The sequence below is a fragment of the Bradyrhizobium tropiciagri genome, assembly GCF_018130505.1.
Lineage (GTDB): Bacteria > Pseudomonadota > Alphaproteobacteria > Rhizobiales > Xanthobacteraceae > Bradyrhizobium > Bradyrhizobium tropiciagri_B.
This window is the reverse complement of the sequence record NZ_JAFCKH010000009.1, coordinates 213,354-239,224: the sequence shown is the minus strand read 5'-3', so window position 1 is coordinate 239,224 and position 25,871 is coordinate 213,354. Positions and strand designations below refer to the sequence as shown.

Below are 25,871 nucleotides of genomic sequence, written 5' to 3'. Positions count from 1 at the left end.
CGTCACCGCACGGTCGTGACGCGGAGGATTTCGGCGGGCGACGTCAACCCGGCACGGCATTTGGCAATGCCGTCCGCGAGCATCGTGGTCATCCCGTTTCGGATCGCCATGGCGTCGATCTTCAAGCCGTCGGTCCGCTCGCCGATCAACTCACGCAGTTCATCCGACAGTTCGAGTAATTCGAACACGCCGAGGCGGCCGCGATACCCAATTCCACCACAGCGCTCGCAACCGCACGGCTCATACACGATCTCCTCGGCACGGAAACCGAGCGCGCCGAGCCTCGGATCTTCGGCGAAATCGGCGTCCACCAACGGCCGCGTCGTCTTGCAGCGCTCGCAAAGCTGGCGGACGAGACGCTGCGCAATCACGCCGCGCAGCACCGACCGGAGAAGATAGCCCTCGACGCCGAGATCGAGCATTCGCGGCACGGCGGCCGCGGCCGTCTCGGTGTGCAGCGTCGTCAGCACCAGATGCCCGGTCAGCGCCGCGTGCACCGCGACATGTGCGGTCTCGGTATCGCGGATTTCGCCGACCATGATCACATCGGGGTCCTGGCGGACGAAGGAACGCAGCGCGGTGGCGAAGGTCAGGCCGATCGCCGGCTTGACCTGGGACTGGTTGACGCCCGGAATCTCGTATTCGACCGGATCCTCGATGGTCAGGATCTTGCGGATCGGCTCGTTGAGGATCGAGAGTATGGTCGCGAGGGTCGTGGTCTTTCCGCTGCCGGTCGGCCCGGTGATGACGATCATGCCATGCGGCAGCTTGAGCAGCCGCCGCAGCTTGGTCTCGTCAGGCGGCGAGAACCCCAGCTTGTCGACGATCAGCAGGCCGCGGTCCTTGGGCAGGATGCGGATGACGGCGGATTCGCCGTGCTGGGTCGGCATGATCGCGACGCGGATATCGATATCGGCCCGCCCGGCCCGCAGCCGCGCGGCGCCATCCTGCGGCAGGCGACGTTCGGCGATGTTGAGATTGGCGATGATCTTGATGCGGGAGACCACCGCCTGGGGCAGCACGCCCGACAGCGCGGAGACCGGCCGCAGCAATCCGTCGATCCGCAGGCGAACCATCAGCCCGGCGAGAAACGGCTCGATATGGATGTCGCTGGCGCGCAGCTCGACAGCTTTCTCGAGCAGGTCGTTGACGGCGCGGACCACCGGCGCGCCGCTGGCAAGATCGCGCAGGCTTTCGATATCGTCTTCGCGCGGCATCGCCGCCGACGGTTCGGCGGGCTGGGACTCTTCCGCGCTGAAACTCTGGTTCAGCGCGACCGCAACGTCTTCGGACGATGCAACTTTCACGACAATGTCGGTGCCGAGCACAATCTGTGCCGCGCGCTGCGTGGCCTGATCGGTCGGATCGACGATGGCCAGCACCCTGGTTCCATCGCCCGCGCTGCACGGAAAGACCATCGTCTCGCGCAGGAAACGGGGCGAGAACGATGCGACCAGCGCCTCCGCCGCCATCATCTCCTGCAGCGTGATCCGGCCCAGCGCGAAGAAGCGCGCGGCCTCATCGGCGAATTCGGTCGGCGAGAGGCTTGTGACCTCCCACAATTTCAACTGCCGATAGTCGGCGCCCCGCCCGGCCCGGTCGGATGCCCCCTCGATCGGCGCAAGATGCTTGTTCTGACGGAGGTAGTCCACGAACTGCACGGACAGATCGTTGGCCATTCTAGTTGTCCCGTCATGTGATTTCGGATGCGCTTGCGCCGCGATGTCCGAGCCCTTCGGCGTGCGCTCAGCCCCGCCGGTTATCGATCCGAAGTATGACAGCTGTGCGAAGTCACGATTCCCATGCTGTTCAAGAAACATTGAGACGGCATCGTGCGTGTCCCGGACAACACACCAGCCGCTTTGATCCGATGCGATGCCGATGGTCCTGAACGACAATCATGTAACCAATTTATTTCTGTCATGTTCGATCGCTAAGAGTCCCGCCGGGGCAAGGGGCCGATCTCGTCAGACAAATTCAGAAACATTAGCCAGTCAGAGCGAAGGGCTTCATGCAACGCGTAGGCAAGGTGGGCCGCCCCACGATCCGTGGCGGCCTTGGGGCCGCCTTTGTCCTGGCATCGCTGGGATTACTGGCGTCCTGCAACTCCGCAACAGTCGGCGATGCGGGTGTCGACGCCGCGCAGATCGACGTGACCGACAAGGTCCGCTCGCTTGATCTGTCGCCGCGGCAGCCGCAGACCGTGAGTGGAATGGCGGCGACGGGCGGTGCGGCCGGCAACGTGCGTGCATCAATGTATGAAGGGTCGACGGTGACCGCCGTCTCGGATGACCGGCCGCAACCGACCGCCAACGGCAACGGCTTCGACCTCAATTTCGAGAATACGCCGGTCGCGTCCGTCGCCAAGATCGTGCTCGGCGACATCCTGCATGTCGGCTACACGATCGATCCGCGCGTGCAGGGCACCGTCAGCCTGGTCTCGGTCCGCCCGGTGCCGAAATCCGACATGGTGTTCGTTCTCGAGAACGCGCTGCGCCTGAGCGGCGTCGTGCTGTTGCATGATACGACCGGCTATCGTCTCACGCCGCTCGGCGACGCCGTCGGCGGCGGCCATGTCGATGCCTCCGCGGCCAATCCTGAACCCGGCTTCGGCGTCTCCGTCGTTCCCCTGCAATATGTGTCGGCGCAGACCCTGTTGAAACTGACGGACAGTTTTGCAACGCGAGCCGGCGCTGTCCGCGCCGATACCACGCGAAACATCCTGCTGATCCAGGGCACGGGCGCCGAGCGCCGCTCGGCGGTGGACACCGTGCTCAGCTTCGACGTCGACTGGATGCGCGGCCAATCGGTCGGAATCTTCCCGATCTCGAGCGGCTCGCCGGCGCCGGTCATCGCCGAGCTCGAGAAGATCGTCGATTCCGGTGAGAACGGCCTCAGCCAGAACCTGATCAAGTTCGTACCGATTACCCGCCTCAACGCCGTGATGGTGGTGACCAAGAAGCCGGAGATGCTGCGCACCGCCGCGACCTGGATCAAGCGCCTCGATCGCAACGACACCGCGCGAACCACCGTCCATGTCTACCGGGTCAAGTACGGCGATGCTCGCCAGATCGCAAAGGTGCTGACCGACATGTTCCTGGGCGGGTCGTCGTCCAGCCTGCTCGACAGCGCCGATAGCCAGCTTGCGCCGGGCTCCGGGAGCACGACGAGTTCGAGTGCCGATCGCCTGTCGCTCAACGGCAATTCCAGCTCGGGCGCGAACGGCGGCTTCGCATCGCGCGGCAGCCTGGGGAGCAGTGCGACGCCGGGCCTGGCGGCCGGCGCCGGTGCGCAGGCAGCCAATGGCAATCTGAACCAGAACAAGGACGCCGCACTGGATAGCGGACGCGGCGCCAGCTCCGGCGGCAACGGCCAGCCGATGATGCAGGACGTCCGGATCACGCCCGACGCCGTGAACAACAAGCTCCTGATCTATGCCGATCAGGCCAACTACCGCATCATCGAGGCAACGCTGCTGCAGATCGACGAGCCGCAGCTGCAGGTCGCGATCGACGCCACGATCGCCGAGGTGACGCTGAACAACTCCTTGTCCTATGGCGTGCAGACCTACCTGACCAGCCAGAACCTCGGCCTGAAGCCGAACACCGGCTCGATCCTCAATACCCAGGCCACCGCGGCGCCGGCGACCACGACCGACGCGACGACGGGGGCCACCACCGTCGCCGGCTCCCTCACCAATGCCTTCATCAACCAGGCCTTCCCCGGCTTCAACTTCCTGATCGGAAATGCGACGCAGCCGAGCCTGATCCTGGACGCGTTGCATGCCGTCACCAGCGTCAAGGTGCTATCCAATCCGTCGCTGGTCGTGATCAACAACCAGGTGGCGACGCTGCAGGTCGGCGATGTCGTTCCAGTGTCGACCGGCAGCGCGACGGTACTGACCACGAGCAACACGGTGGTCAACACCATCGACTATCGCAACACCGGCATCATCCTGCGGGTGTCGCCGCGGGTCAGTGTCAACGGCACGGTGCGGCTCGACATCGAGCAGGAGATCAGCAACGTGCCCGCGACCAGCGCCAACAGCCTGACGCCGACGGTGTCGGAGCGGCGGGTCAAGAGCCAGATCGCCGTCGCCAACGGCCAGACCGTGCTATTGGCGGGCCTGATCAGCGAACAGCAGAGCGGCGCGCGCAACGCGATCCCCGTGCTGGACCAGATACCCGGCCTTGGCGATGCGTTCGGGCACCAGAGCAACGCCACCCAGCGCACCGAGCTGATCATCTTCATCCGCCCGCAGATCATCCGCGACGGCTCCGATGCGCGCAACGTTGCCGAGGAGCTTCGCTCGCGCCTGCGCGGCGGCATCGCCACCACGACGACCAACGCGGCCGTCACCACCAGCGTGCATTGAGCGTGGAGCGGAGTCCGCTCCGACATTGATGTATCGGAGCAGTCTCTCCGCCCGGCCCACCCGTCAAGCTCCCTGCAACCCGGCTAGCTGCCGCAAGCGCCGGCAAGCCAGCGAAACCAGTTAGGCAGTTCGGCGCTCTTTCCGCGTCGAACATCGGCGCGCCAGGAGTTTCCAAGTGTACGGGCACGCCCTCGAGTCTGGCCGTGGTCCGCAACTAGACGTTCAGGCTCGGCAGATCGAGGCCGTTGGCTTGTGAACACGCGACCGCGGTCTCATAGCCGGCGTCGGCGTGACGCATGACGCCGCTGGCCGGATCGTTCCACAGCACGCGTTCGAGCCGGCGCGCGGCTTCCGGAGTTCCGTCTGCGACGATCACCATGCCGGCATGCTGCGAATAACCGATGCCGACGCCGCCACCATGATGCAACGACACCCAGGTCGCTCCGCTCGCACAGTTCAGCAGCGCATTGAGCAGCGGCCAGTCCGACACCGCGTCCGAACCGTCGCGCATCGCCTCGGTCTCGCGGTTCGGACTTGCCACCGATCCGCTGTCGAGATGATCGCGGCCGATCACGACCGGTGCCTTGAGCTCGCCGCGCGCCACCATCTCGTTGAAGGCAAGGCCGAGCCGGTGACGATCGCCGAGACCGACCCAGCAGATTCGCGCCGGCAGGCCCTGAAACTTGATGCGCGCCTTGGCCATGTCGAGCCAATTGTGCAGGTGGCTGTCATGGGGCATCAACTCCTTGACCTTGGCGTCGGTCTTGAAGATATCCTCGGGATCTCCCGACAACGCAGCCCAGCGGAACGGCCCGACGCCGCGGCAAAACAGCGGCCGGATATAGGCCGGGACGAAGCCGGGAAAATCGAACGCCTGCTGCAAGCCCATGTCCTTCGCCATCTGGCGGATGTTGTTGCCGTAATCCAGCGTTGGAACTCCCTGCGCATGGAAGTCCAGCATCGCGCGGACGTGGTCGACCATCGACGTCTTGGCTGCGACTTCGACCGCCTTCGGATCGGCCGCGCGCCGCGTTTCCCAGTCGGCCAGCGTCCAGCCCTTCGGCAGATAGCCGTTGATCGGATCGTGCGCGCTGGTCTGGTCGGTGACGATGTCCGGCCGCACGCCGCGTCGCACCAGCTCTGGAAAGATCTCGGCGGCGTTGCCGAGCAGGCCGACCGAGACCGGCTTTTGCGCCTTGGCCGCCTCGGCGATCATCGCAAGAGCTTCAACGAGCGTCGCGGCCTGGCGGTCGAGATAACCCGTGCGCAGCCGCATCTCGATCCGGCTCGGCTGGCATTCGACGGCAAGCATCGACGCGCCGGCCATGGTTGCCGCCAGCGGCTGGGCGCCGCCCATGCCGCCGAGCCCAGCCGTGAGAATCCATTTGCCGGCGAGGCTGCCGCCGTAGTGACGGCGCCCCACTTCCACGAACGTCTCGTAGGTCCCCTGCACGATGCCCTGGCTGCCGATGTAGATCCACGACCCCGCCGTCATCTGGCCGAACATCATCAGGCCTTGCCGGTCGAGCTCGTTGAAATGATCGAGCGTCGCCCAATGCGGCACCAGGTTGGAGTTCGCGATCAGGACGCGCGGCGCGTCGGCATGGGTGCGGAAAATGCCGACCGGCTTGCCTGACTGGACCAACAGCGTCTGGTCGCCATCGAGCTTGCGCAAGGAGGCGACGATCCGGTCAAAGCTTTCCCAGTCGCGCGCGGCACGGCCGATGCCGCCATAGACCACGAGCTCGCTCGGACGTTCGGCGACATCGGGATCGAGATTGTTCATGAGCATGCGCAGCGGCGCTTCGGTCAACCAGCTCCTGGCGCTGAGGTCGGTGCCGTGCGGGGCGCGGATGATACGGTCGTTGTCCAGTCGGCGGTTCATGATGGATGCCCCTGTCGTCTAAGCAAGTCCGGGAAACGGATCGGTTGAAAGCACGGCGATCGCTGCAGCCGGAAGCGCGCCTGCTTCGATCAGCGCGGCCGCCTTGGCGAGATCGTCGGCCATGTAGCGGTCCGCCGCGAGCGGTTGGACCTGCGCGCGCAATGCCGCGACGACCGCTGCCAGCGGAGCGCTGGTCGTGTGCGGCGCGCGCAGCGCGATGCCCTGCGCGGCGACCAAAAGCTCGATGCCGAGAATGGCAGCGAGATTGTCCGCCATGTCGGACAGCCGGCGCGCGGCATGCGCAGCCATCGAGACATGATCTTCCTGGTTGGCACTGGTCGGCGTGGAATCGATCGAGCACGGCAGCGCGCGCTGCTTGTTCTCGGCAAACAGCGCGGCGGCCGTCACCTCGGCGATCATGAACCCGGAATTGATGCCGGGATCCGGGGTCAGGAATGGCGGCAACCCGAAGTTCAGTGCCGGATCGACGAGGGTCGCGATCCGCCGCTCACTGACCGCGCCGATCTCCGAAAGCGCGAGTGCGATCTGGTCGGCGGCGAACGCCACCGGTTCGGCGTGGAAATTGCCGCCCGAGACGATCTCGCCGGTCTCGACCAAGACCAGCGGATTGTCCGTGACCGCATTGGCCTCAATGGCCAGCGTGCGGGTGGCCTGCGCGAGCAGATCGAGTGCGGCGCCCGCGACCTGCGGCTGACAGCGCAGGCAGTAGGGGTCCTGCACGCGCTCGTCGCCTTCGAGATGCGACTGCCGGATATCGCTGCCATCAAGCAGCGACATCAAGGCTGCAGCGGCGGCGATCTGCCCGCCATGTCCGCGCAGCGACTGGATCTCGGGGCGAAAGGGCGCGGTCGACGCCATCGCCGCGTCGACCGAGAGCGCTCCGGTCACGAGCGCCGCCCGCGCCAGGCGCTGCGCGCGCAGCAGGCCGGAGATTGCATAGGCGGTTGAGAATTGTGTGCCGTTGATAAGCGCAAGCCCCTCCTTGGGCCCTAGCGTCAACGGCGCGAGACCGGCAGCGGCAAGCGCATCGCGCCCCGGCACGATCTTGCCCTCGAGCAGGGCCTGCCCCTCGCCGATCATGACGGCCGTCATGTGGGCGAGCGGCGCCAGGTCGCCGGAGGCACCGACCGAGCCCTGCTGCGGCACCAGCGGATAAACCCCATGAGCAAGCATGTCCTGCAATTGCGCAATGACCGCGCGGCGGACGCCGGAGGCGCCGCGGCCGAGCGAAATCACCTTCAGGGCCATCATCAGGCGCACGATCGGTTCCGGCGTTGCCGGGCCTATCCCGCAGCAGTGTGACAGGATGAGGTTGCGCTGAAGCAGCGCGGTGCGGTCGGGCGCGATGCGCGTCGACGCCAGTTTCCCGAAACCGGTATTGATGCCGTAGATGGCGGCGTCGGCTTGCGCCGCCTTCGCCACGATCTGCGCGGCTGCATCGACCCGCGGCCAGACCGACGGATCGAGCACAATGGCCGTGCCCGCGAGCACGCGCGCGAGATCGTCCAGGCTGACCGCCCCTGGCGTCACGACGATCGGTGCGCCGCGATCGCTCATTGTCCCCTCCAAACCCGGCCTTGCAGCGGGTTGAAGCCGATCCGGTAGACCAGCTCAGCAGGACGCTCGATGTTCCAGATCGCCAGATCGCACCATTTACCGGCCTCCAGCGTGCCGGTCTCGGCGAGCATGCCAAGCGCGCGAGCGCCTTCCCGCGTCACGCCGGTGAGGCATTCGGCGACGGTCAGCCGGAACAGCGTCGCCCCCATGTTCATGACGAGCAACAGCGAGGTCAGCGGCGAACTTCCGGGATTGCAGTCGGTTGCCAGCGCCATGTTCACCCCGTGCTTGCGGAACAGCTCGACCGGAGGCTTTTGCGTTTCGCGAATGAAATAGAAGGCGCCCGGAAGCAGGACCGCCACCGTCCCGGCTTTCGCCATCGCGACAGCGCCAGCCTCATCTGTGTGTTCCAGATGGTCGGCCGACAGTGCCGAGAACCTTGCGGCAAGCGCTGCGCCGGCGAGATTGGAGAGCTGATCGGCGTGCAGCTTGACCGGCAGCCCCAGTACGACTGCCGCCTCGAACACCCGCGCCGTCTGTTCACTCGAAAACGCGATGCCTTCCATGAAGGCGTCGACGGCATCGGCAACCCCTGCCTTCGCCACGGCCGGCAGCATCTCGTTGCAGACGAGATCGATGTAGCGATCCTTGTCGCCCTCGGCTTCGACGGGCAGCGCATGCGCACCGAGGAAGGACGTGCGGATCGCAACGCGCCGCAAATTGCCAAGACCGCGCGCCGCGGCAAGCTGCCGCATCTCGGTGTCTGTATCGAGGCCATAGCCGGACTTGATCTCGACCGTGGTCGCGCCCTCGCCGATAAGCGCATCGAGCCGCGGCAACGCAGTTGCGACGAGCTCGGCTTCGCTAGCCTTGCGTGTTGCGGCGACCGTCGAGACGATGCCGCCGCCGGCGCGCGCGATCTCCTCATAGCTCGCGCCCTTCAGCCGCAGCTCGAACTCATGGGCGCGGTTGCCGCCATAGACGAGGTGGGTGTGACAGTCGACGAGGCCGGGCGTGATCCAGCGGCCATCGCAATCGATCCGTTCAGCGGCCTCGGCATCGATCGGAAAGTCCGATTGCGCGCCGGCATAGACGATGCGGCCGTCACGCGCCGCGATCAGGCCGTTGTCGATCTCGCCGAGGTCGGGACGATCCGCCCGCATCGTCGCGAGGCGGGCATTGTGCCAGATACGGTCGAAGCGCGCGGCCATGCGGTCGTCCCCTTGGCGTCGGATGCTTGACTTATATGTCTAGACATATAATCGTGGCGCGGTTCTGTCCAGCGGGCTTGCACCATGACACGACTGCATTTCGCATTCGCGCTGCTGCCCTCGGGCTGGGCAACTGACGTGCAGGTCGCGATCAGCGACGGCATTATCGAGACGGTGATGGCAGGCGTGGCGCCCGCATCTGACGATGAACGTCACCATCTCGCCGTTCCCGGACTGGCAAGCCTGCACAGCCATGCTTTCCAGCGCGGCATGGCCGGACTTGCCGAGCTGCGCGGCGACAGCACCGACACGTTCTGGACCTGGCGCGAGACGATGTACCGCTTCGCGCTGGAAATGACGCCGGAGGACGTCGCAGCCGTCGCGACCCTGCTCTATGTCGAGATGCTCGAGCGCGGCTTTACCCGCGTCGGCGAATTTCACTATCTGCACCACGATCGCGACGGCTCGCCCTACGCCAACATCGCCGAGATGGCCGAACGCATCGCGGCGGCTGCCGAAACCTCCGGCATCGCGCTCACGCTATTGCCAAGCTTCTACGCACATGGCTCCTTTGGCGGTGCCGCGCCGCATGCCGGGCAGCGCCGCTTCATCTGCTCGATCGATCAGTTCGCCTCGCTGATGACAGCCTCGCGCGCGGCGATCCGGCATTTGCCGGGCGCCAATATCGGCATCGCGCCGCACAGCCTGCGCGCGGTCGCGTCGGACGAGCTCGCCGCGATCATCCCGCTTGCCGAGGGCGCGCCGATCCACATCCACGCCGCGGAGCAGGTGCGCGAGGTCGAGGACTGCCTCGCGTGGTCCGGGCAGCGGCCGGTCGAGTGGCTGCTCGAACATGCTCCCGTTGATCGGCGCTGGTGCCTCATTCATGCGACCCACATGACGGAGCCGGAGGTCACGGCGCTGGCCAATAGCGGCGCAGTCGCGGGCCTCTGCCCGGTGACCGAAGCGAGCCTCGGCGATGGCATCTTTGCCGCCCGCGAATTCCTCGCCGCAGGCGGCCGGTTCGGCATCGGGACCGATTCCAACGTGCTGGTCGGCGTCGCCGACGAGCTGCGTCAGCTCGAATATGGCCAGCGGCTCAAGCACCGCGAGCGCAACGTGCTCTCGGACCGGCCCGGCGCATCTACCGGCCGCGCGCTGTTCGACCTTGCGCTCGCAGGTGGCGCACAGGCCCTCGCGCAAACGAAGGTGGGACTTGTGCCTGGCGCACGCGCCGACCTCGTCACGCTCGATACGACGCATCCGTCGCTGGCGGGACGTCGCGGCGATGCGGCGATCGACGGCTGGATCTTTGCCTCCGGCGGCGGCGCGATCGACTGCGTCTGGGCCGGCGGCGACAAGGTGGTCGCGGGCGGCCGGCACAGGCTCCGCACCCGGGCACGCGAGCAGTTCAACGCAACCGTCCGGAGGCTGCTGACATGAGCCGCATCCTCTATCGCGGGAGGCCGGATGCGGCGAGCAAGCCGACGCTCTACAGGCGAATCCGGCTCGACATCGAGCGGCGGATCCTGACCGGCGAATGGCCGCCGGGCCACCGCATTCCCTCCGAGCATCAGTTGATGGCGCGTTACCACTGCGCGCGCATGACGGTGAACAAGGCACTGTCGGAGCTGGCTCAAGCCGGCCTGATCGAGCGCCGGCGGCGCGCGGGTACGTTCGTGCGCCGCCCGCAGCATCTGTCAGCGGTACTGAAGATCGCCGATATTCGGGCCGAGATCACCGCGCTCGGCCGCAGCTATGGCTATCAGCTGATCCATTGCAAGCGCCGCGCCGCGACGGCGGCCGACCGCGCCCGGCTCGGCGCGGACAAGGCCGGCAAGGTGGTTGCGATCGCCTGCCGCCATAGCGCCGACAACGTCCCGTTCGCGGTCGAGGACAGGCTGATCGACCTCGCCACGGTGCCGGAGGCCGCGACGGCCGACTTCGCCAAGGAGCCGCCGGGATCATGGCTGCTTCACCATGTCCCGTGGACCGAAGCCGAGCACACAATCAGCGCCGTCGTCGCGGATGATCGCACGGCCGAAGCGCTCGACATCGCGGTCGGCGCGCCCTGTCTCGTGATCGACCGCTACACCTGGCGCAGCGCTCGCACACTGACGGCGGTCCGGTTGCACTATCCGGGCGAGACGCACCGCCTGGTAGCCCGCTTCAGGGGGAGTTGAGGACGATGTTCCAGGCGGCACAATTCATGCAACAATCCGGACAACGCGTCGAAGGACGCGATCCGGCTCACTGGCGCTGTGCGGCAATCCGTCGCGACTGACGTATCGAGATCGACAGGTTTCAATCCATCATCTGGCAAGGGGTACAAGCATGCGTTCATTGAAAGCATTTCCCGCAATCCTCACTTTGCTCGCGTCCACCACGGCGTTTGCCGATGACGTGAAGGTCGGCGTCGGCATCTCAGGATGGACCGGCTTTGCGCCGCTCACGCTCGCCAAGGAGGCCGGCATCTTCAAGAAGAACGGCCTCGACGTCACGCTGAAGAAGATTCCGCAGAAGGACCGGCATCTGGCGATCGCCTCGGGCGACATCCAGTGCGCGGCAACGACGGTCGAGACCTGGATCTCCTGGAACGCCAACGGCGTTGCCGCCAAGCAGATCTTCCAGCTCGACAAGAGCTACGGCGCCGACGGCATGGCGGTGCGCAATGACGTCGCCACGATCAAGGACCTGAAGGGCAAGACTGTCGCGGCATCCGCGCCGGGCACTTCGCCCTATTTCGCGCTGGCCTGGATGCTCAAGAAGAACGGTCTGTCGGTAAAGGATGTCACCGTCGTGAACCTTGAGCCGGCCGCCGCGGCGCAGGCGTTCGTATCCGGCCAGAACGATGCCGCGATGACCTACGAGCCCTACCTGTCGACCGTGCGCAACGCCCCGGACAAGGGCAAGATCATCGCAACCACGCTCGACTATCCGATGGTGATGGACACGTTCGGCTGCACGCCGAAATTCCTGACCGACAATCCGAAGGCGGCCCAGGCGCTCGCCAACAGCTATTTCGAGGCGCTAGACATGATCGCGAAGGACCAGGCCAAGGCCTACGAGATCATGGGCGCGGACGTGAAGCAGTCCGGCGAGCAGTTCGGCAACTCGGCAAAATATCTCCGCTGGCAGGACAAGGCCGCGAGCCAGAAGTTCTTCGCCGGCGAATTCCTCGCCTTCAACAAAGACGCGGCGGAGCTCTTGCTCGAGGTCGGCATCATCAAGGCCGCGCCGAAGATCGAGGATCTTTACGACGCCAGCTTCATCAAGTGATGTTGCCGTCCAGCCCGCCCGGTCCAGCGTCACAGCTGGACCGGCGCGTCAATCCATCTGCACAGAGTTCGTGATGCGTCCGCTGGATCAAGTGACGTCGAAGCAGCGCGCGGCCTATGGTCTCGCTTTCTTCGTGCTGTTTGTCGCCGTGTGGTCATGGGCGACATTTGGCGGCTACGTGTCGAAGACGTTCCTCGCCAATCCGCTGACCATGGTGCAGGAAGGCTTCGACCTGCTCACCAAGCACGGCTTTCTGTTCGATATCGGCATGACGATCTGGCGCGTCCTCGGCGGCTTTGCGCTTGCCGCCGTGATCGCGGTGCCGCTCGGTGTGCTGATGGGCGCCTACAAACCGGTCGAGGCCTTCCTCGAACCCTTCGTCTCGTTCGCGCGCTATCTGCCGGCATCCGCTTTCATCCCGCTGCTGATCCTGTGGGCGGGCATCGGGGAACTGCAAAAGCTGCTCGTGATCTTCATCGGCGCGGTGTTCCAGATCATCCTGATGGTGGCGGTGACCGTCGGCGGCACGCGCCGCGATCTGGTGGAAGCCGCCTATACGCTCGGCGCCCGCGACCGCGGCATCATCCGCCGCGTGCTGCTGCCCTCCGCGGCGCCCGAGATCGCGGAGATCCTCCGCCTGGTGCTGGGCTGGGCATGGACCTATGTCATCGTGGCCGAGTTGATCGGCTCGTCGTCGGGCATCGGACATATGATCACCGATAGCCAGGCGCTGCTCAACACCGGCCAGATCATCTTCGGCATCATCGTCATCGGCTTGATCGGCCTCGTCTCCGACTTCCTGTTCAAGGCCTTCAACGCCTGGCTGTTTCCGTGGAAGCTCGCATGACCGTGCTCAGGATCGACCAGGTTTCGCGAACCTTTCCCGCGCGCGCCGGCCACGCCCCCACGCGCGCGCTCGAGCCGACGAGCCTCGATGTCGGCGACAACGACTTCGTCACCATTCTCGGCCCTTCCGGCTGCGGAAAATCCACCCTGCTCCGGATCGTTGCCGGGCTCGACCGGCCGACCAGCGGCCGTGTGACGCTCGACGGACGCGAGGTCACCGGCCCTGGCGCCGACCGCGGCATGGTGTTCCAGTCCTATACGCTGTTTCCCTGGCTCACCGTGCGGGAGAACATCGCATTCGGCCTGCGCGAGCGCGGCACTGCGCAGGCGGAGCGGCACAGGATCGCCGATGCCTTCATCCGGCAGGTCGGGCTGTCTGGATTTGAAAATCACTGGCCGAAACAGCTCTCCGGCGGCATGCAGCAGCGCACGGCGATCGCCCGCGCGCTGGCCAATGACCCGAAGATTCTTCTCCTCGACGAGCCCTTCGGCGCGCTCGACAATCAAACTCGGGCGTTGATGCAGGAGATGCTGCTCGACATCTGGGAGCGCGACCAGAAGACCGTGCTGTTCGTGACGCATGACATCGAGGAGGCAATCTTCCTCGGCAGCCGCGTCATCGTGATGAGCGCGCGTCCCGGCCGCATCAAGGCGGAGATCGCCGTCGATCTGCCGCACCCGCGTTCCTACAAGGTCAAGACGACGCCCGAGTTCGTCAGGTTGAAGGAACGCCTCGTCGAAGAGATCCGCACCGAAGCTCTCAAGGTCGCTGAAGAAGTTTGAAGACCGACTGCAACAACGCCCTTCATTCGTCGAGCGCGCGCCGCGTATGCCAATCCGTCACTGACTGGAAGGCGTGGCCCGCCCGGGCAAGCACTTCTTCGGACAGATGCGGGCCGACCAGCTGCATACTCAAAGGCATATGGTCCGAAGCCATGCCATTCGGCAGCGTGATGGTCGGACTGCCCGAAAAGTCGAACACTGCGGTGAAGCGCAGGATACTGAGCAGCACGTTCGGATCGGCGCCGTATTCGCTCATCTTCGTGAGCGACGGGATCGGCACGGGCATCGTGGGGATGAGCAGCAGGTCGATATCGCCGAACAACGCCGCCAGGCTGCCGCTGAACTTGAGCCGCTCGTGGTGGATGGCGGCGATCTCGACGCCGCTCATCGACCTGCCCTGCTCGATCAGTTGCGCGAGATCGGGACCATATTCCGACTTGCGCGACGGATAGGTTTCCAGATGCGCCTCCGCGGTCTCGATCGAGCACATCGCAATCCACATGCTGACGAGCTTTTCGTAAGCCGGGAACCTGACCTCGCGAATGTCCGCGCCGAGATCGGCGAGCGCGCGTTCGGCCTCCTTCAAGGCGCTCACCACCTGGGGATCGATCCCCTCCTGGGTGTACCTACGATCGACCCCGATCCGTAAGCCCCGGATACCGTCCCCGATTCCGGCCAGATAGTTCGGCACCGACGCCTGCAAGGCCGTCGGATCGTTGACATCGGCGCCCGCAATGACGCCGAGCATGGCTGCCGCATCGGCTGCGCTCCGACACATCGGCCCGACATGATCGAGCGAGTCGGCCAACGGAAAGACACCGTAGCGGCTCACGCGCCCCCAGGTCGGCTTGATCCCGGTCAATCCGCAGGTCGCCGACGGGAACCTGATCGAGCCGCCGGTGTCGCTGCCGATCGAGCCGTAGCAGAGGCCGGCCGAGGTCGCCACGCCGGAGCCGCTCGACGAAGAGCCGACCCAATAATCGGTGTTCCATGGATTGAGCGGCGCCTGGACTTCGGGATGATGGCTGGTATAGGCGCCCTCCGTCATCTTGAGCTTGCCGAGCGTGACAGCGCCGGCGCGCTCGAGCCGATCGACAATCGTTGCATTGAAGGACGGCACGAAGTTGGCGTGGATCGTGGTGCCGCCCGCGGTCGGCGCGAACGTCGTGTAGCAGAGATCCTTCAGCCCGATCGGAACGCCGTGCAGCGGGCCGCGCCAGATGCCCTTGGCGATCTCGTCGTCGCAGCGCTCCGCCTGCGTCATGGCCCGCTCGGCAAGGACCGTCGCGTAGCCATGGAACTTGCCATCCAGCTTTGCGATCCGGCTCAGGATCGCGGCCGTCACTTCCGACGACAGCAGCTCGCCACGACGGAACAACTGCGAGATTTCGGTGATCGACTTGTAGTGCAATGGATCCGCTGACATCTGGCGCCCTGCTGTTATCGGAAATGGTCTTGCTGACCGGCGCCGCGGGCGGCGCAGTCTGGTTGCTTCGCGGTTTGAGGCGCCTAGAACTGCACCCCGCGGGTCAAGGCGCCGTCCACCACGAGGTTCGTTCCCGTGATGAAGCTCGCGGCCTTGCTGGCCAGGAACACGGCGGCGTTCGCCATTTCCTGCGGCGTGCCCATGCGCCCGGTCGGGTTCATCGCCAGGGCGGTCTTGTACAATTCGGGATTGCCGTCCTTGATCGTGTTCCAGACGCCACCCTCGAAATAGGTGTTGCCGGGCGAGACCGAGTTGGCGCGGATGCCCTTGCCAGCGAGCTGGTAGGCGAGGCCCTGCGTGTAATGGATGATGGCGGCCTTGAACGTCCCGTAGGGACCGCTTGCAAAGTCGACCTCGCGGCCCGACACGCTGGAGATGGTGACGATCGCGGCAGCCTTGCTCTTTTCCAGATAGGGCATCGCGGCAGTGACGAGGCGCACCGTGCCCATCATGTCGGTCGAGAACTCCTTCTCCCAGCTCTCCTCATCCTGTCCGATCGACAGCGCGCTGACATTGGCGACGACGACATCGATACCACCGAGCTTCGCTGCCATGTCGCCGACCCATGCCTTGAGCGCCGGGCCGTTGGAGACATCGACCGCAGCGCCGAACGCAGCAACACCCTTCGCCTTGATCGCGGTGACCGCGGCTTCGACGTCGGCCTGGTTTCGCGCGCAGATGCCGACATCGGCGCCTTCGGCGGCGAAGGTGTCGGCGATCGCCCGTCCGATCCCCTTGGTGCTGCCCGTGACGAGAACTCTTGCACCTTTGAGTCCTAGATCCATGTTCGACCTCCTCCATCATCATTGATTGCAGGAACGTATCAATTCGCGGCGTGCCGCCGCGCACTTCACAACAAGAGCTGGGCGCGGACGTTGTCGGCGTCGACCTGCTCGCCCGCCAGCGATCGCGTGATCTTACCCTTCTCCATGATGTAGCAGCGCTCGGCGATCGCCAGGATGGTATCGAGATTCTGCTCGACGAAGATGATCGTGGTGCCGAGTTCGTCCCTGAATGATTTCAGCGCCTCGCAGATATGCTGCACGATCGACGGCTGAATGCCCTCGGACGGCTCGTCCAGGATCATCAGCGCCGGATTGCCGATCAGCGCGCGCCCGATGGCGAGCTGCTGCTGCTCGCCGCCCGACATGGTGCCGGCGGCCTGTCGCCGCCGCTCTTTCAGTCGCGGAAAATACTCGTAGACCAGTTCCGGCGGCTTCTTGCCGTCAGGGCCACCGATCAGTTCGCCGACCTGCAGGTTCTCCTCGACGGTCAATTGCGGAAAGACGTCGCGGCCCTGCGGGATGTAGCCGAAGCCGGCACGCGCCCGCGCATCGGCCTCGAGCTGGGTGACGTCGCGGTCCATGAAGGTGATCGTGCCGCGCCAGGTCTGCAACAGTCCGATCAAGCAGCGCATCAGGGTCGATTTACCGACGCCGTTACGGCCGATCACGCCGACGATCTCGCCCCGTGCGACCTGCATGCTGACGCCTTGCAGGATCGGCGTTGCGCCGTAGCCTGCCCAGAGTCCCGAAACCTCCAACATCCGATCAGTGGGCATGAGCCTTACCCAAATAGATTTCCGCGACCTTCTCGTCCTGCAAAATCGTTTCGAGGCTACCGCGGGCAAAGATCTTGCCGAGATGCAGCACGGTCACCCGCTGCGCGACCTGGCGCACGAACGCCATGTCGTGCTCGACGACCAGAACCGTCATTCCCTCCGCGTTGAACGACTTGATCAGCTCGCCGGTCTTGAAGGTTTCCTCCGGCGACATGCCGGCCGTCGGCTCGTCGAGCAACAGCAGCTGCGGCTTGAGCGCCAGCGCCATCCCGATCTCCAGCCATTGCTGCTGGCCATGCGACAATGCTCCGGCAAGCTTGTCGCTGTCCGGCGCCAGATTGAGCAGCGTCAGCAGGCGATCCTCCTCGGCGCTGCGCTCCGGGCCTGAAAACCGCTCCTGCAGCGCGATCTGGATGTTCTGCCTCACCGGCAGTTCCTTGAACACGCTCGGCGCCTGCATCTTGATGCTCATGCCGCGCTGCACGCGGGCATAGGGGCGCTCGTTGGTGATATCGACCGTATCGAAGTAGATGCTGCCTTTGGTCGGCGGATAGAGGCCGACGATCAGCTTGAACAGCGTGCTCTTCCCGGCGCCGTTGGGCCCGATCAGGCAGTGCACCTCCCCGCTGTTGACGGTGAGATCGACATCGGAGACGGCGGTCAACCCGCCGAAACGCTTGGATACGCCCTGCACATCGACAAGCGGCATGGTCAGGTCTCATCCGATTGCAGACGGCTGGCGTCCGCCAGCGCGGGACCAGTGTCAGGCCGACGGCGCCTGCTCCACCAATCGACGACCAGCCTGCCGACGCCTAGCACAAAACCTTGCGGCGCCAGCATCACCGTTGCGAGCAATAGCGCGCCCATCAGCACCAGCGCCGCCTGCTGGCTGTAGATCGTGATGGTCTGGAAGCCGAAAAGCAACAGGAAGGATCCGACCAGCGTCGCGGTCAGATCGCTGCGTCCAGAGAACGCCACCCACACGATCGGCATCGCCGCCGCCGGCAGGCCGATGCTCGACGGCGTAATGAACTGCCCCCAGGAGGTGTACAGCGCGCCACTGAGGCCGGCGAGACCGCTGCCGACCACGAAGGTCAGAAGCTGATACTTGCGGACGTCGTAGCCCAGCATCTCGGCGCGCTGTGGATTTTCCCGCGTCGCCACGATCACGTTGCCGACGCTCGAGTTCACCAGCATGCGCAGTGCGATGTAGACGATCACGATCAGCGCAACCATGACGTAGTAGAGCGCCGAGCCCTCGATATAGAAATCGCCGACGGCGAGCGGGTCCATGCCTTTCATGCCGTTGAAGCCGTTCAGCCGCGCTGTGCCGATATGCCATTCCGGCCCCGCGGTCTGTCCGAGGAAGAAGGCGAGAACGAGCGTCGCCGACAGCGTGACGATGCCGAAGAAGATGCCGCTGATGCCGCCCCAGATCATGAAGTAACCGAGAATTCCGGCCGCGACCATAGCCACGAAGACCGAGAGGACGAGCGCGGCGATCGTCGCCGTTCCGCCGCCCATGTTGATCGCCAGCACTCCGTAGCCGTAGCCGGCGATGCCGAAGAACAGGGTCTGGCCGAACGACAGCATGCCGCCATAGCCCCACATCAGGCACAGCCCGAGCGCCATGAAAATCCAGATCAGAAAGTAGGAGAAGTTGCCGACGTCGTAGGAATCGGCAAACGCCGGATAGATCAGCGCACCCGCGAGCACGGCGAGGAAACAGGACCAGAAGACCTTTCCCCGTCCGAGTGTCTGTGGACCTTCGAGCAATTTCAACATCAAGCGAATTCCTGTCTAGCGCCCACGCCGAACCAGTACGCTGGATAGTCCTTCAGGCAGGACACGGACGATCAGAATGACGGCAACAAGCATACCGATCTGACCGATGATCTGGCCGTAACTCGCATTCAATGCCATCCGGATCATCGCCAGGAACACCGCGGCGGGCGCCGTCCCAAGCAGCACATTCGCCCCTCCGATCACGACGGTCACGAAGCTCTCGACGACGAAGGTCGCGCCCATGGTCGGGATCAGCGTCATGGTCGGGGCATAAAGCGCCCCGCACAGCCCTGCGAGCGCCGTCCCGATGCCGAAGCTGATGGAGTAGATTCGCCCGGTGCGCGCGCCCAGTGCGCGCGCCATCGCGGCGTTCTGCATCGTCGCGCGCGCGATCACCCCGAAGCGGGTCTTCATGAAGATAATATAGAGCCCGGCGAGCACCGCCACCGCGCAGCCGAACAACACAAGCCGATAGGTCGAGAAGGTGTATTCGCCGATCGCAAAACTTCCCTCGGGCGTGCCGATGCCGCGCACCGCGGAACCGACGATCAACAGCATCGACTGCGTCACGATCAGGCTGAGGCCCCAGGTCGCAAGCAGGGAATCCAGCGGTCGCTTGTAGAAGCGCCGCACGACGAGGAATTCGACGATGATGCCGATAAGTCCCGCCGTCAAAGCGGCGAGGATCTGCGCGATCGGAAGCGGCACGCCGAGATTGACCAGACCGACCGTCACGTAGGCGCCGCACATGATGAACTCGCCATGCGCCATGTTGATGACGCCCATCATGCCGAACACGATGGCAAGGCCCGCCGCCGAGAGGATCAGGAACGCGAAGACGTCGGCGAACTGATAGAATACCGAGAAGAGTTCAGCCGACATCCTTGTCTCCGTGTTCGCGGCGCCGCATCATCGCGGCGCCGGGATGGTTCGAAGTCGTAACACTGGCTCACATGACGCGAGCAAGATACGTGCCCGCTGGCATCACGACTTGTTCGGAAGATGACTCGGCGTGTACTGATCCTTGTCGTTCTTCTTGGTGAGATCGCACCCGATCTCGCCGAGCCAGTAGGGTTGGATCGTCCCGTAGTCCTTCTCCACGGTCACCTCATGCTTCGGCCCGACCGAGATCAGGCGCATGCGGTGCGAGGTATGCTGGCTCTTCGGATCGATGCAGACCTTGCCTTCCGGCGCATCGATGCAGGCATCGCCCGTCGCGATCACCTTGCGCATGTCCTCGAGCTTGGTCGACTTCGCCTTCTCGACCAGCGTCTTGTACATGTAGAGCGCGTTGTAGGCGTTGTAGCCCATGTCGTTGATGTAGAGCTCGTCCGGGAACTTGGCGTGCCAGCGCTTCTTGAAGTCGTTGGCTTCGGGCGTATCGATCTCCTCGAACCAGTTCGCGGTGGCATGCATGTTGTTGAGCGCCGGCGGCTTGAAGCGCTTGTGCTCGAAGCCGAGCATGATCTTGATAGACGAGCCCATCGGCAGATTGAGGTTGGCCGCGGCGGCTTGCTCGAAGAACGAGTCCTGCGCGGCCCCGACATTGATCGTCAGCAGCCAGTCCGGCTTCGCCTTCTGGATGTTCTGGATCGTCTGCGCGAACTGCGAGACGCCGAGCGGGATGAACTCCTCGCCCACGACCTCGCCGCCGAGGTCCTTCATGATCTTCCGGTTCCACTCCGCCGAGATCTGGCCGAAATTGTAGTCGGCGGCAATGACGTAGACCTTCTTGCCGAATTTCTGGACCATCCACGGAATCAGCGTCGAGAACTGCTGCTCCGGCACCGCGCCCATGCTGATCATGCTGGCGTCGCAGACGCCGCCTTCATACTGGTTGGTGTAGAAATATGGCGTCGTGGTGCGATCCACGATCGGCCGCAGCGCCTCGCGCGAGGCCGAGGTGATACCGCCGATCAGCACGTCGACCTTGTCGCGATTGAGCAGTCGCCGGCCGAACTCCTGGTAGCGCGCATTGTCGCCCTGCGGATCGAGATGGATCAACTCGATCTGCCGGCCGAGGATGCCGCCGCTCTTGTTGATCTCCTCGACAGCGAGCTGGGAGCCGTGCAGCTTCGGCATACCCATGAATGCGAGGTCGCCGGAGACGTCCTCGAGCAGACCGATCTTCAGCGGCGGCTCGGCCGCCTGCGCGGCGCCAAATGCCGCCGTGCCGAGCACGGCACCGAGCAGAGCCATTCCAAATCTACGCGCCGAATTCATCGCGATATCCCCTGTCATTGAATGGAGCTGAAAGTCACGCCTTGAGGTAATTCTTCAGGATCGACGCCCCCATCGTGTATTTGGGATCGACCATATTGCCGAGCCGCATGCGGCCCGCCTGGCTGAGCAGCATGTAGGCGTCGATCTCGTCGAAGCCGTAATCGGCCGCCATCCATCGCACCAGCTCGCGATAGGCGATGCGCGCGGCGTCCTCGAGCGGGCGCGCGCTGCCGATCGTCATGATGAAGTCCTTTGTCTCCAGCCGCGGCCAGGCAAAGCTCCAGTTCTTGATCAGGTCGATCTGCAGCGTGACGGTCGCGCGCTGCTCCATCGCGACACCGGAGAGCTCGCCGTCGCCCTGTGTCGCGTGGCAGTCGCCGACATAGAGCAGCCCGCCTTCGGTGTGCACCGGGAAATAGATGATTGCGCCGGGCGCGACGTCGGGCAGATCCATGTTGCCGCCGTGATAGTCAGGCTGCAGCGAGGAGATCGCCTCGATTTCCGGCGAGACCCCGATCGTGCCGATGAACGGCTCGTACGGCAGCGTGATCTTGTCGCTCCAGCGCACGCCGTTGCGGTCGACATGCAGCTTCTTGACGCGTTCGGGCAGCGGCGGATTGAGCATCGCGGTGGAGGCGGTGCCGACCAGCCCGCCAAACTCCGGGATGATGCAGGTCGTGCCGGCCGGCTGCGCGCCGCGGGTCTCGACGTCGCGGATGTAGACGGCGAGGCAATCGCCCTTCTTGGCACCCTTGACCGCGATCGGCCCGCATTGCGGGTTCAGGTACGGGAAGTTCAGTTTCGCCGTCGGGCTGTCGCTCTCGCTGGTGATCACGCCGCCGAAGGCATCTTCGGTCTCGACAACCACCACCCCGCCGGGATCGATCGACAACGTCGGCTTCGCGTAGGGGCCGTAGACGTAGTGGAACGCGCCCTGCTGCTCGATGGTCAAACCATGCGTCGTGCCGGTTGCGCCCTTGGCGACGGCCCGCTTCGCCATGATCGAATTCTTCAACCAGTCTTCTGCGCTCATGCGAATAGCTCCTCAAACTCTCAGATGCCGGGATGGCGCTTGTGCCAGTCGGTGACGCGCTGGAACGCATCGCCGGCGCGGACGAGGCCTGCTTCCTCGAAATGGCGGCCGACGAACTGGAAGGCGACTGGCCCGCCGTTCGGCGCAAAACCGCCCGGCAGTGTCACCGTCGGGCTCCCGGTCATGTCGAACGGGCAGGTGAAGCGGAGCAGGCCGGCAATGAGCGAGGCGTCCTCACCGAGCGCCGCCATCTTGGCGAGCGTAGGAGCGGCAAACGCCTGGGCCGGAACCGCGATCAGATCGACCTCTTCGAACACGAGCCGCACCGCACCGCGGAACGCTTCGCGGCGCAGCACGATTTTCTGATAATCCATGCCGGACTGCTGCCGGCCGAGATCGAGCAGGCCCGCGAGCGCCGGACCATATTCATCCTTGCGCGCCGGATAGGTCTCCTCATGCGCGACAGCGACCTCGATGCCGCACAGTGGGAACCAGTCTTCGATGACCGCCTTCGGGTCGGGGAATGCGATCTCCTTGATCTTGGCGCCCAGATCGGCCGCGACGCGCAGACCCTCGGCGAGCACCTTGCTCGCGGCCTCGTCGGTTCCTTCGCCGGTCCAGCGCCGGTCGACGCCGATGGTCACGCCGCGGAGGTCGCCGGACAGGCCGGCGAGATAGTCCGGCACCGGCAGCGGCACCGACGTCGTGTCCCTGGGATCCTGCCCCGCGATCACGCCGAGCATCGCGCCGCAGTCGACGGCGCTGCGTGCCATCGGACCGATGTGATCCAGCGTCGCCGCGAGTTCGAACGCGCCGTAGCGGCTGACCCGGCCCCAGGTCGGCTTCAGACCGGTGATGCCGTTGGCCGCCGAGGGAAAACGGATCGATCCGCCGGTATCGGTGCCGAGCGATCCGAAGCACAGGCCCGCCGCGGTCGCGACGCCCGAGCCGCTCGAGGATGCGCCGGACCATAGTTCCGCGTTCCAAGGGTTCTTCGGCGGGTCGATTTTCGGATGATGATCGGCATAGGCGCCCTCGGTCTGCTGCAGCTTGCCGAGAATGACCGCGCCGGCTTGCTTCAGTCGCGCCACCACGGTGGCGTCCTCGGTCGGACGGAAGTCGCGATGGATGGTCATGCCGTGCGCCGCGGGAGCACCCTTGACCCAGCAAAGATCCTTGATCGCGATTGGAACGCCGTGCAGCGGCCCTTTGATCTTGCCGGATGCGATCTCCTTCTCGGCCGCGGCCGCTTCCGCCAGCGCCGCATCGGCCATCACATAGGCATAGCTCTTGAGCTTGCCGTCGAGCTGCCCGATCCGTTCGAGCATCGCCTTCGTCACCTCGACGGACGATAGCTTTTTCGCGTGGACCTGCTGTCCGACTTCTACCAGCCCGAGATAGTGAAGATCTGTCGTCGCCATCGCCCTTTATCCCCGCTTGACCCGGCCCAAGCGCAGACGCGGTCAATCGCCGCGCATACGTCACCGGCTTGGCGATGCGGCTGCATCGCCAATGTTTTGACGGCAAAAGAAAAAAGCCACCCGCCCCTCCGAAACGGAGGAGACGAATGGCCCTGATGCCGCGGCTATGATCTATCGCATGGGACCCGTGATCGAACGAAGCACGTAGCGCAGGGATCAGGACGTCATCGGCCGGATCGACGCACGCAAGGTTCGACAGGAAGCCCGTAGCAGAAAATTCTAAGGAAGTGCCCGGCGTATTGTCAACGAGGGCGGCTGCACAAATTTCGCGATGTGCATGCGCAGCAAATCGGCATGACCCCTTGCACCGAGATCGGCGATGATGGTTTCCTTCACGCCTCGCCGCCGAAAGCCGTCAATGACAAAGCCGTCGATTCCAGTTGGCATCATCTTCTCGCAGCACGGGCCCTATCAGGCCATGGGCTGCGAGATCTTCAAGAGCGCCATGATGGCGGTCGACGAGATCAACGACCAGGCCGAGTTCGATTTCTCGATCATTCCGCATGTCCGCGATCCGCGCGGGATCGTCTCGGAATATCACACGGCTTGCGACGACCTCATTCGCAATGTCGGCGTGGAGCACATCGTCGGCTGCTACACATCGGCGTCACGCAAGCAGGTGCTGCCGATCGTCGAGCGCACCGACCGGCTGCTCTGGCATCCGGCGCGCTATGAAGGCTTCGAATGCTCCGACAACGTCATCTATGTCGGCGCGTCGCCGAACCATAACGTCCTGCCGCTCGTACGCTACGTGCTGGACAACCTGTCGCGCGAGATCTTCTGCGTCGGCTCCAACTATGTCTGGTCTTGGGAGACCAATCGCGTCACCCGCGAGCTGGCGACGGCGGCAGGCGGGCGTATCATCGCCGAACGGCTGCTCGAACTCGGCGAGAGCGCGGTCGGACACATGGTCGACGAGATCGTGCGGCGCCGCCCGCCGGTGGTGTTCAATACGCTGGTCGGCAGCTCGAGCTACGCATTCATCCGCGCATTTCACGCTGCAACCACCGCGGCCGGCCTCGACATCCCGATGCTGAGCTGCAGCCTGTGCGAGCCCGAGCTCAAGATCGTGGGGCCTGCATCGGCGGGATGCATCACCTCGTCGGCCTATTTCGAGAGCATTCGCCTGCCCGAGAACCGCGCCTTCGTCGCGCGTTGGAAGGCGCGCTACGGCGAGGACAGCAGTCCGTCTGTCGATGGGCAATCGGCCTATGTTTCGGTCTATCTCCTGGCGCGCGCGCTGCAGCGCGCCGGCACGTCGAACATCGGCGAGGTCAGGCGCGCAGCCGCCGGCCTGCGCTACAATTCGCCACAGGGGCCGGTTTGGATCGACGGCGGCAACAATCATTGCGTCCTGACGCCGCGGCTCGCAGTGTCCAACGCCGACGGACAGTTCGATATCTTCTGGGAAGCCGACGCACCGGTGAAGCCTGATCCTTATCTGACGCAGCTCGACGTCGCCGTCACCCCCGCAAGGGACGGAGCGTCATCGGGTGCGCCGCATTTGCGGGTGGTGAAATGAGCAAGCCGTCTTCATTCTCGCTGCGCGGACGCAAGGCGCTGGTCGCCATCAAGGACGAGCGCGACGCCTCGATCGTCAAACGTCAGTTCGAACGCCTCGGCATCGACATCGTCGCATCGGAGCTTTGCGCAGTCGCCGACGGCCATCCGGACGTTGCGCTGATTGACGATGAGTTCCTGCCTCTGGCTTCGCCGGCGCAGCGCGCGGCACTTGGACAGTGCCCGGTCATCGCGCTGCTCGGCACGGAGACGCCGAGCCGATTGAAGCTGGTGCTCGAGCTCGATCCGGCGTCCTTCCTGGTCAAGCCATTGCGTTCGGCCGGCATCTACGCCGCGCTGGTCGTCGCATTCGAAAAGAGCGAGCGCACCAACGAGCTAAAGCAGCAGGTGCTCAAACTCGAGCAGCGCCTGCGGTCGCGCCGGATTGTGCTTGCTGCCGTCCTTCAGGTCATGCACGCCCGTGCGCTCACCGAGCCGGCCGCTTTCGCCTTTATTCGACGCGCCGCCATGGAGCAGCGCAAGACCATCGAAGAGATCTCGGCGGAGATCACCATGAAGGGCTACAGACCCCGCGCCGGCTAGACCATCGGCTCTTGCGGCTTCGATGCTGGTTGGGATGAGAGCCTCACTGTGTAGCCGTTGGCGCTTGGTCGAATGACTTGTTTTCAGCAATGAACCGCGCGGCCAGTACCAATGCGCCCATCGAGAACTCCTTGCCGTGCGCAGCGATCATGCGCTCGGACAGCTCGGCGAGCTCCTTGAAGAAATGATCCTTGCTGTCGGTCTGGTTCGGCACTTGGGTGGCTGTCATGAACTCCCTCCTG

The 25,871-nt window shown here is 64.7% G+C and carries 22 protein-coding genes; 8 read left to right on the top strand and 14 right to left on the bottom strand.

Annotated features, from left to right (window positions below):
* Nucleotides 1-2: 2 nt before the first annotated feature.
* Nucleotides 3-1,679, bottom strand: a complete 1,677-nt coding sequence (locus JQ633_RS23610) for a GspE/PulE family protein (RefSeq protein ID WP_211987609.1) — start codon at nucleotides 1,677-1,679, stop codon at nucleotides 3-5.
* Between the two features lie 332 nt (nucleotides 1,680-2,011).
* On the opposite strand from JQ633_RS23610, the gene gspD reads away from it, so the two are divergent.
* Nucleotides 2,012-4,375 carry a type II secretion system secretin GspD gene (gene gspD, locus JQ633_RS23605; protein WP_211987463.1) on the top strand — a complete coding sequence of 788 codons (2,364 nt, stop codon included), beginning with the start codon at nucleotides 2,012-2,014 and terminating at the stop codon, nucleotides 4,373-4,375.
* Between the two features lie 214 nt (nucleotides 4,376-4,589).
* Here the strand turns inward: gspD and hutU are convergent, their stop codons facing one another.
* Genes hutU through hutI form a run of 3 tightly spaced genes read right to left on the bottom strand, consistent with a single transcriptional unit; the run spans nucleotide 4,590 to nucleotide 9,049 of the window.
* Complete coding sequence (gene hutU / locus JQ633_RS23600; protein ID WP_211987462.1) at nucleotides 4,590-6,260, bottom strand: urocanate hydratase; 1,671 nt, start codon at nucleotides 6,258-6,260, stop codon at nucleotides 4,590-4,592.
* Nucleotides 6,261-6,278: 18 nt separating this feature from the next.
* The gene (gene hutH / locus JQ633_RS23595; protein WP_211987461.1) at nucleotides 6,279-7,838 is read right to left on the bottom strand and encodes a histidine ammonia-lyase; all 1,560 of its coding nucleotides are present in this window, start codon (nucleotides 7,836-7,838) and stop codon (nucleotides 6,279-6,281) included.
* Nucleotides 7,835-9,049, bottom strand: coding sequence for an imidazolonepropionase (gene hutI / locus JQ633_RS23590; protein WP_211987460.1), 1,215 nt, complete (start codon nucleotides 9,047-9,049; stop codon nucleotides 7,835-7,837). The genes hutH and hutI overlap by 4 nt, the downstream gene beginning before the upstream one ends.
* An 84-nt stretch (nucleotides 9,050-9,133) precedes the next feature.
* On the opposite strand from hutI, the gene JQ633_RS23585 reads away from it, so the two are divergent.
* The 5 genes from JQ633_RS23585 to JQ633_RS23565 all read left to right on the top strand — a co-directional run bounded on the left by JQ633_RS23585 (nucleotide 9,134) and on the right by JQ633_RS23565 (nucleotide 13,957).
* Entirely contained in the window at nucleotides 9,134-10,492 is a 1,359-nt protein-coding gene (locus JQ633_RS23585) for a formimidoylglutamate deiminase (protein WP_211987459.1), read from the top strand.
* A complete protein-coding gene (hutC, locus tag JQ633_RS23580) occupies nucleotides 10,489-11,232 on the top strand; it encodes a histidine utilization repressor (RefSeq protein WP_211987458.1) in 744 nt (247 codons plus the stop codon). The genes JQ633_RS23585 and hutC overlap by 4 nt, the downstream gene beginning before the upstream one ends.
* A gap of 151 nt (nucleotides 11,233-11,383) precedes the next feature.
* A complete protein-coding gene (locus JQ633_RS23575; RefSeq protein ID WP_211987457.1) occupies nucleotides 11,384-12,328 on the top strand; it encodes an ABC transporter substrate-binding protein in 945 nt (314 codons plus the stop codon).
* A 73-nt stretch (nucleotides 12,329-12,401) separates the two neighbouring features.
* Nucleotides 12,402-13,175 (top strand): ABC transporter permease, encoded by a 774-nt coding sequence (locus JQ633_RS23570; protein ID WP_211987456.1) that lies wholly within the window; start codon nucleotides 12,402-12,404, stop codon nucleotides 13,173-13,175.
* Nucleotides 13,172-13,957 carry an ABC transporter ATP-binding protein gene (locus tag JQ633_RS23565; RefSeq protein ID WP_211987455.1) on the top strand — a complete coding sequence of 262 codons (786 nt, stop codon included), beginning with the start codon at nucleotides 13,172-13,174 and terminating at the stop codon, nucleotides 13,955-13,957. The genes JQ633_RS23570 and JQ633_RS23565 overlap by 4 nt, the downstream gene beginning before the upstream one ends.
* Nucleotides 13,958-13,979: 22 nt before the next feature.
* Here JQ633_RS23565 and JQ633_RS23560 read toward each other — a convergent pair whose 3' ends face one another.
* From JQ633_RS23560 to JQ633_RS23520, 9 genes are all read right to left on the bottom strand, one after another.
* The gene (locus tag JQ633_RS23560; protein ID WP_211987454.1) at nucleotides 13,980-15,383 is read right to left on the bottom strand and encodes an amidase; all 1,404 of its coding nucleotides are present in this window, start codon (nucleotides 15,381-15,383) and stop codon (nucleotides 13,980-13,982) included.
* 83 nt (nucleotides 15,384-15,466) lie between these two features.
* The gene (locus JQ633_RS23555; protein ID WP_211987453.1) at nucleotides 15,467-16,228 is read right to left on the bottom strand and encodes an SDR family NAD(P)-dependent oxidoreductase; all 762 of its coding nucleotides are present in this window, start codon (nucleotides 16,226-16,228) and stop codon (nucleotides 15,467-15,469) included.
* A gap of 65 nt (nucleotides 16,229-16,293) precedes the next feature.
* Complete coding sequence (locus tag JQ633_RS23550) at nucleotides 16,294-17,004, bottom strand: ABC transporter ATP-binding protein (protein WP_211987452.1); 711 nt, start codon at nucleotides 17,002-17,004, stop codon at nucleotides 16,294-16,296.
* Nucleotides 16,994-17,713, bottom strand: a complete 720-nt coding sequence (locus tag JQ633_RS23545; protein WP_211987451.1) for an ABC transporter ATP-binding protein — start codon at nucleotides 17,711-17,713, stop codon at nucleotides 16,994-16,996. Before JQ633_RS23545 ends, JQ633_RS23550 begins: the two co-directional genes overlap by 11 nt.
* Before the next feature lie 2 nt (nucleotides 17,714-17,715).
* Nucleotides 17,716-18,789, bottom strand: coding sequence for a branched-chain amino acid ABC transporter permease (locus JQ633_RS23540; RefSeq protein ID WP_211987450.1), 1,074 nt, complete (start codon nucleotides 18,787-18,789; stop codon nucleotides 17,716-17,718).
* Nucleotides 18,790-18,804: 15 nt separating this feature from the next.
* The gene (locus JQ633_RS23535) at nucleotides 18,805-19,671 is read right to left on the bottom strand and encodes an ABC transporter permease subunit (RefSeq protein WP_211987449.1); all 867 of its coding nucleotides are present in this window, start codon (nucleotides 19,669-19,671) and stop codon (nucleotides 18,805-18,807) included.
* A 102-nt stretch (nucleotides 19,672-19,773) separates the two neighbouring features.
* Nucleotides 19,774-20,988 carry an urea ABC transporter substrate-binding protein gene (locus JQ633_RS23530; protein ID WP_211987448.1) on the bottom strand — a complete coding sequence of 405 codons (1,215 nt, stop codon included), beginning with the start codon at nucleotides 20,986-20,988 and terminating at the stop codon, nucleotides 19,774-19,776.
* A 58-nt stretch (nucleotides 20,989-21,046) separates the two neighbouring features.
* Nucleotides 21,047-22,045, bottom strand: coding sequence for an acetamidase/formamidase family protein (locus tag JQ633_RS23525; protein ID WP_211987447.1), 999 nt, complete (start codon nucleotides 22,043-22,045; stop codon nucleotides 21,047-21,049).
* A gap of 20 nt (nucleotides 22,046-22,065) precedes the next feature.
* Nucleotides 22,066-23,466 (bottom strand): amidase, encoded by a 1,401-nt coding sequence (locus tag JQ633_RS23520; RefSeq protein ID WP_211987446.1) that lies wholly within the window; start codon nucleotides 23,464-23,466, stop codon nucleotides 22,066-22,068.
* Nucleotides 23,467-23,884: 418 nt separating this feature from the next.
* Between JQ633_RS23520 and JQ633_RS23515 the strand changes: the two genes are divergently transcribed.
* Nucleotides 23,885-25,048: a transporter substrate-binding domain-containing protein gene (locus tag JQ633_RS23515; RefSeq protein WP_211987445.1), complete on the top strand. Its 1,164-nt coding sequence runs from the start codon at nucleotides 23,885-23,887 to the stop codon at nucleotides 25,046-25,048.
* Nucleotides 25,045-25,629, top strand: a complete 585-nt coding sequence (locus JQ633_RS23510; protein WP_211987444.1) for an ANTAR domain-containing response regulator — start codon at nucleotides 25,045-25,047, stop codon at nucleotides 25,627-25,629. Before JQ633_RS23515 ends, JQ633_RS23510 begins: the two co-directional genes overlap by 4 nt.
* A 43-nt stretch (nucleotides 25,630-25,672) precedes the next feature.
* Here the strand turns inward: JQ633_RS23510 and JQ633_RS23505 are convergent, their stop codons facing one another.
* Complete coding sequence (locus JQ633_RS23505) at nucleotides 25,673-25,858, bottom strand: hypothetical protein (protein ID WP_211987443.1); 186 nt, start codon at nucleotides 25,856-25,858, stop codon at nucleotides 25,673-25,675.
* Between the last annotated feature and the right edge of the window lie 13 nt (nucleotides 25,859-25,871).

Excerpts from the sequence above, each read along its gene's own strand:
- JQ633_RS23610 (WP_211987609.1), bottom strand. The coding sequence starts at position 1,679 with ATGGCCAACGATCTGTCCGTGCAGTTCGTGGACTACCTCCGTCAGAAC.
- gspD (WP_211987463.1), top strand. The coding sequence starts at position 2,012 with ATGCAACGCGTAGGCAAGGTGGGCCGCCCCACGATCCGTGGCGGCCTT.
- hutU (WP_211987462.1), bottom strand. The coding sequence starts at position 6,260 with ATGAACCGCCGACTGGACAACGACCGTATCATCCGCGCCCCGCACGGC.
- hutH (WP_211987461.1), bottom strand. The coding sequence starts at position 7,838 with ATGAGCGATCGCGGCGCACCGATCGTCGTGACGCCAGGGGCGGTCAGC.
- hutI (WP_211987460.1), bottom strand. The coding sequence starts at position 9,049 with ATGGCCGCGCGCTTCGACCGTATCTGGCACAATGCCCGCCTCGCGACG.
- JQ633_RS23585 (WP_211987459.1), top strand. The coding sequence starts at position 9,134 with ATGACACGACTGCATTTCGCATTCGCGCTGCTGCCCTCGGGCTGGGCA.
- hutC (WP_211987458.1), top strand. The coding sequence starts at position 10,489 with ATGAGCCGCATCCTCTATCGCGGGAGGCCGGATGCGGCGAGCAAGCCG.
- JQ633_RS23575 (WP_211987457.1), top strand. The coding sequence starts at position 11,384 with ATGCGTTCATTGAAAGCATTTCCCGCAATCCTCACTTTGCTCGCGTCC.
- JQ633_RS23570 (WP_211987456.1), top strand. The coding sequence starts at position 12,402 with ATGCGTCCGCTGGATCAAGTGACGTCGAAGCAGCGCGCGGCCTATGGT.
- JQ633_RS23565 (WP_211987455.1), top strand. The coding sequence starts at position 13,172 with ATGACCGTGCTCAGGATCGACCAGGTTTCGCGAACCTTTCCCGCGCGC.
- JQ633_RS23560 (WP_211987454.1), bottom strand. The coding sequence starts at position 15,383 with ATGTCAGCGGATCCATTGCACTACAAGTCGATCACCGAAATCTCGCAG.
- JQ633_RS23555 (WP_211987453.1), bottom strand. The coding sequence starts at position 16,228 with ATGGATCTAGGACTCAAAGGTGCAAGAGTTCTCGTCACGGGCAGCACC.
- JQ633_RS23550 (WP_211987452.1), bottom strand. The coding sequence starts at position 17,004 with ATGCCCACTGATCGGATGTTGGAGGTTTCGGGACTCTGGGCAGGCTAC.
- JQ633_RS23545 (WP_211987451.1), bottom strand. The coding sequence starts at position 17,713 with ATGCCGCTTGTCGATGTGCAGGGCGTATCCAAGCGTTTCGGCGGGTTG.
- JQ633_RS23540 (WP_211987450.1), bottom strand. The coding sequence starts at position 18,789 with ATGTTGAAATTGCTCGAAGGTCCACAGACACTCGGACGGGGAAAGGTC.
- JQ633_RS23535 (WP_211987449.1), bottom strand. The coding sequence starts at position 19,671 with ATGTCGGCTGAACTCTTCTCGGTATTCTATCAGTTCGCCGACGTCTTC.
- JQ633_RS23530 (WP_211987448.1), bottom strand. The coding sequence starts at position 20,988 with ATGGCTCTGCTCGGTGCCGTGCTCGGCACGGCGGCATTTGGCGCCGCG.
- JQ633_RS23525 (WP_211987447.1), bottom strand. The coding sequence starts at position 22,045 with ATGAGCGCAGAAGACTGGTTGAAGAATTCGATCATGGCGAAGCGGGCC.
- JQ633_RS23520 (WP_211987446.1), bottom strand. The coding sequence starts at position 23,466 with ATGGCGACGACAGATCTTCACTATCTCGGGCTGGTAGAAGTCGGACAG.
- JQ633_RS23515 (WP_211987445.1), top strand. The coding sequence starts at position 23,885 with ATGACAAAGCCGTCGATTCCAGTTGGCATCATCTTCTCGCAGCACGGG.
- JQ633_RS23510 (WP_211987444.1), top strand. The coding sequence starts at position 25,045 with ATGAGCAAGCCGTCTTCATTCTCGCTGCGCGGACGCAAGGCGCTGGTC.
- JQ633_RS23505 (WP_211987443.1), bottom strand. The coding sequence starts at position 25,858 with ATGACAGCCACCCAAGTGCCGAACCAGACCGACAGCAAGGATCATTTC.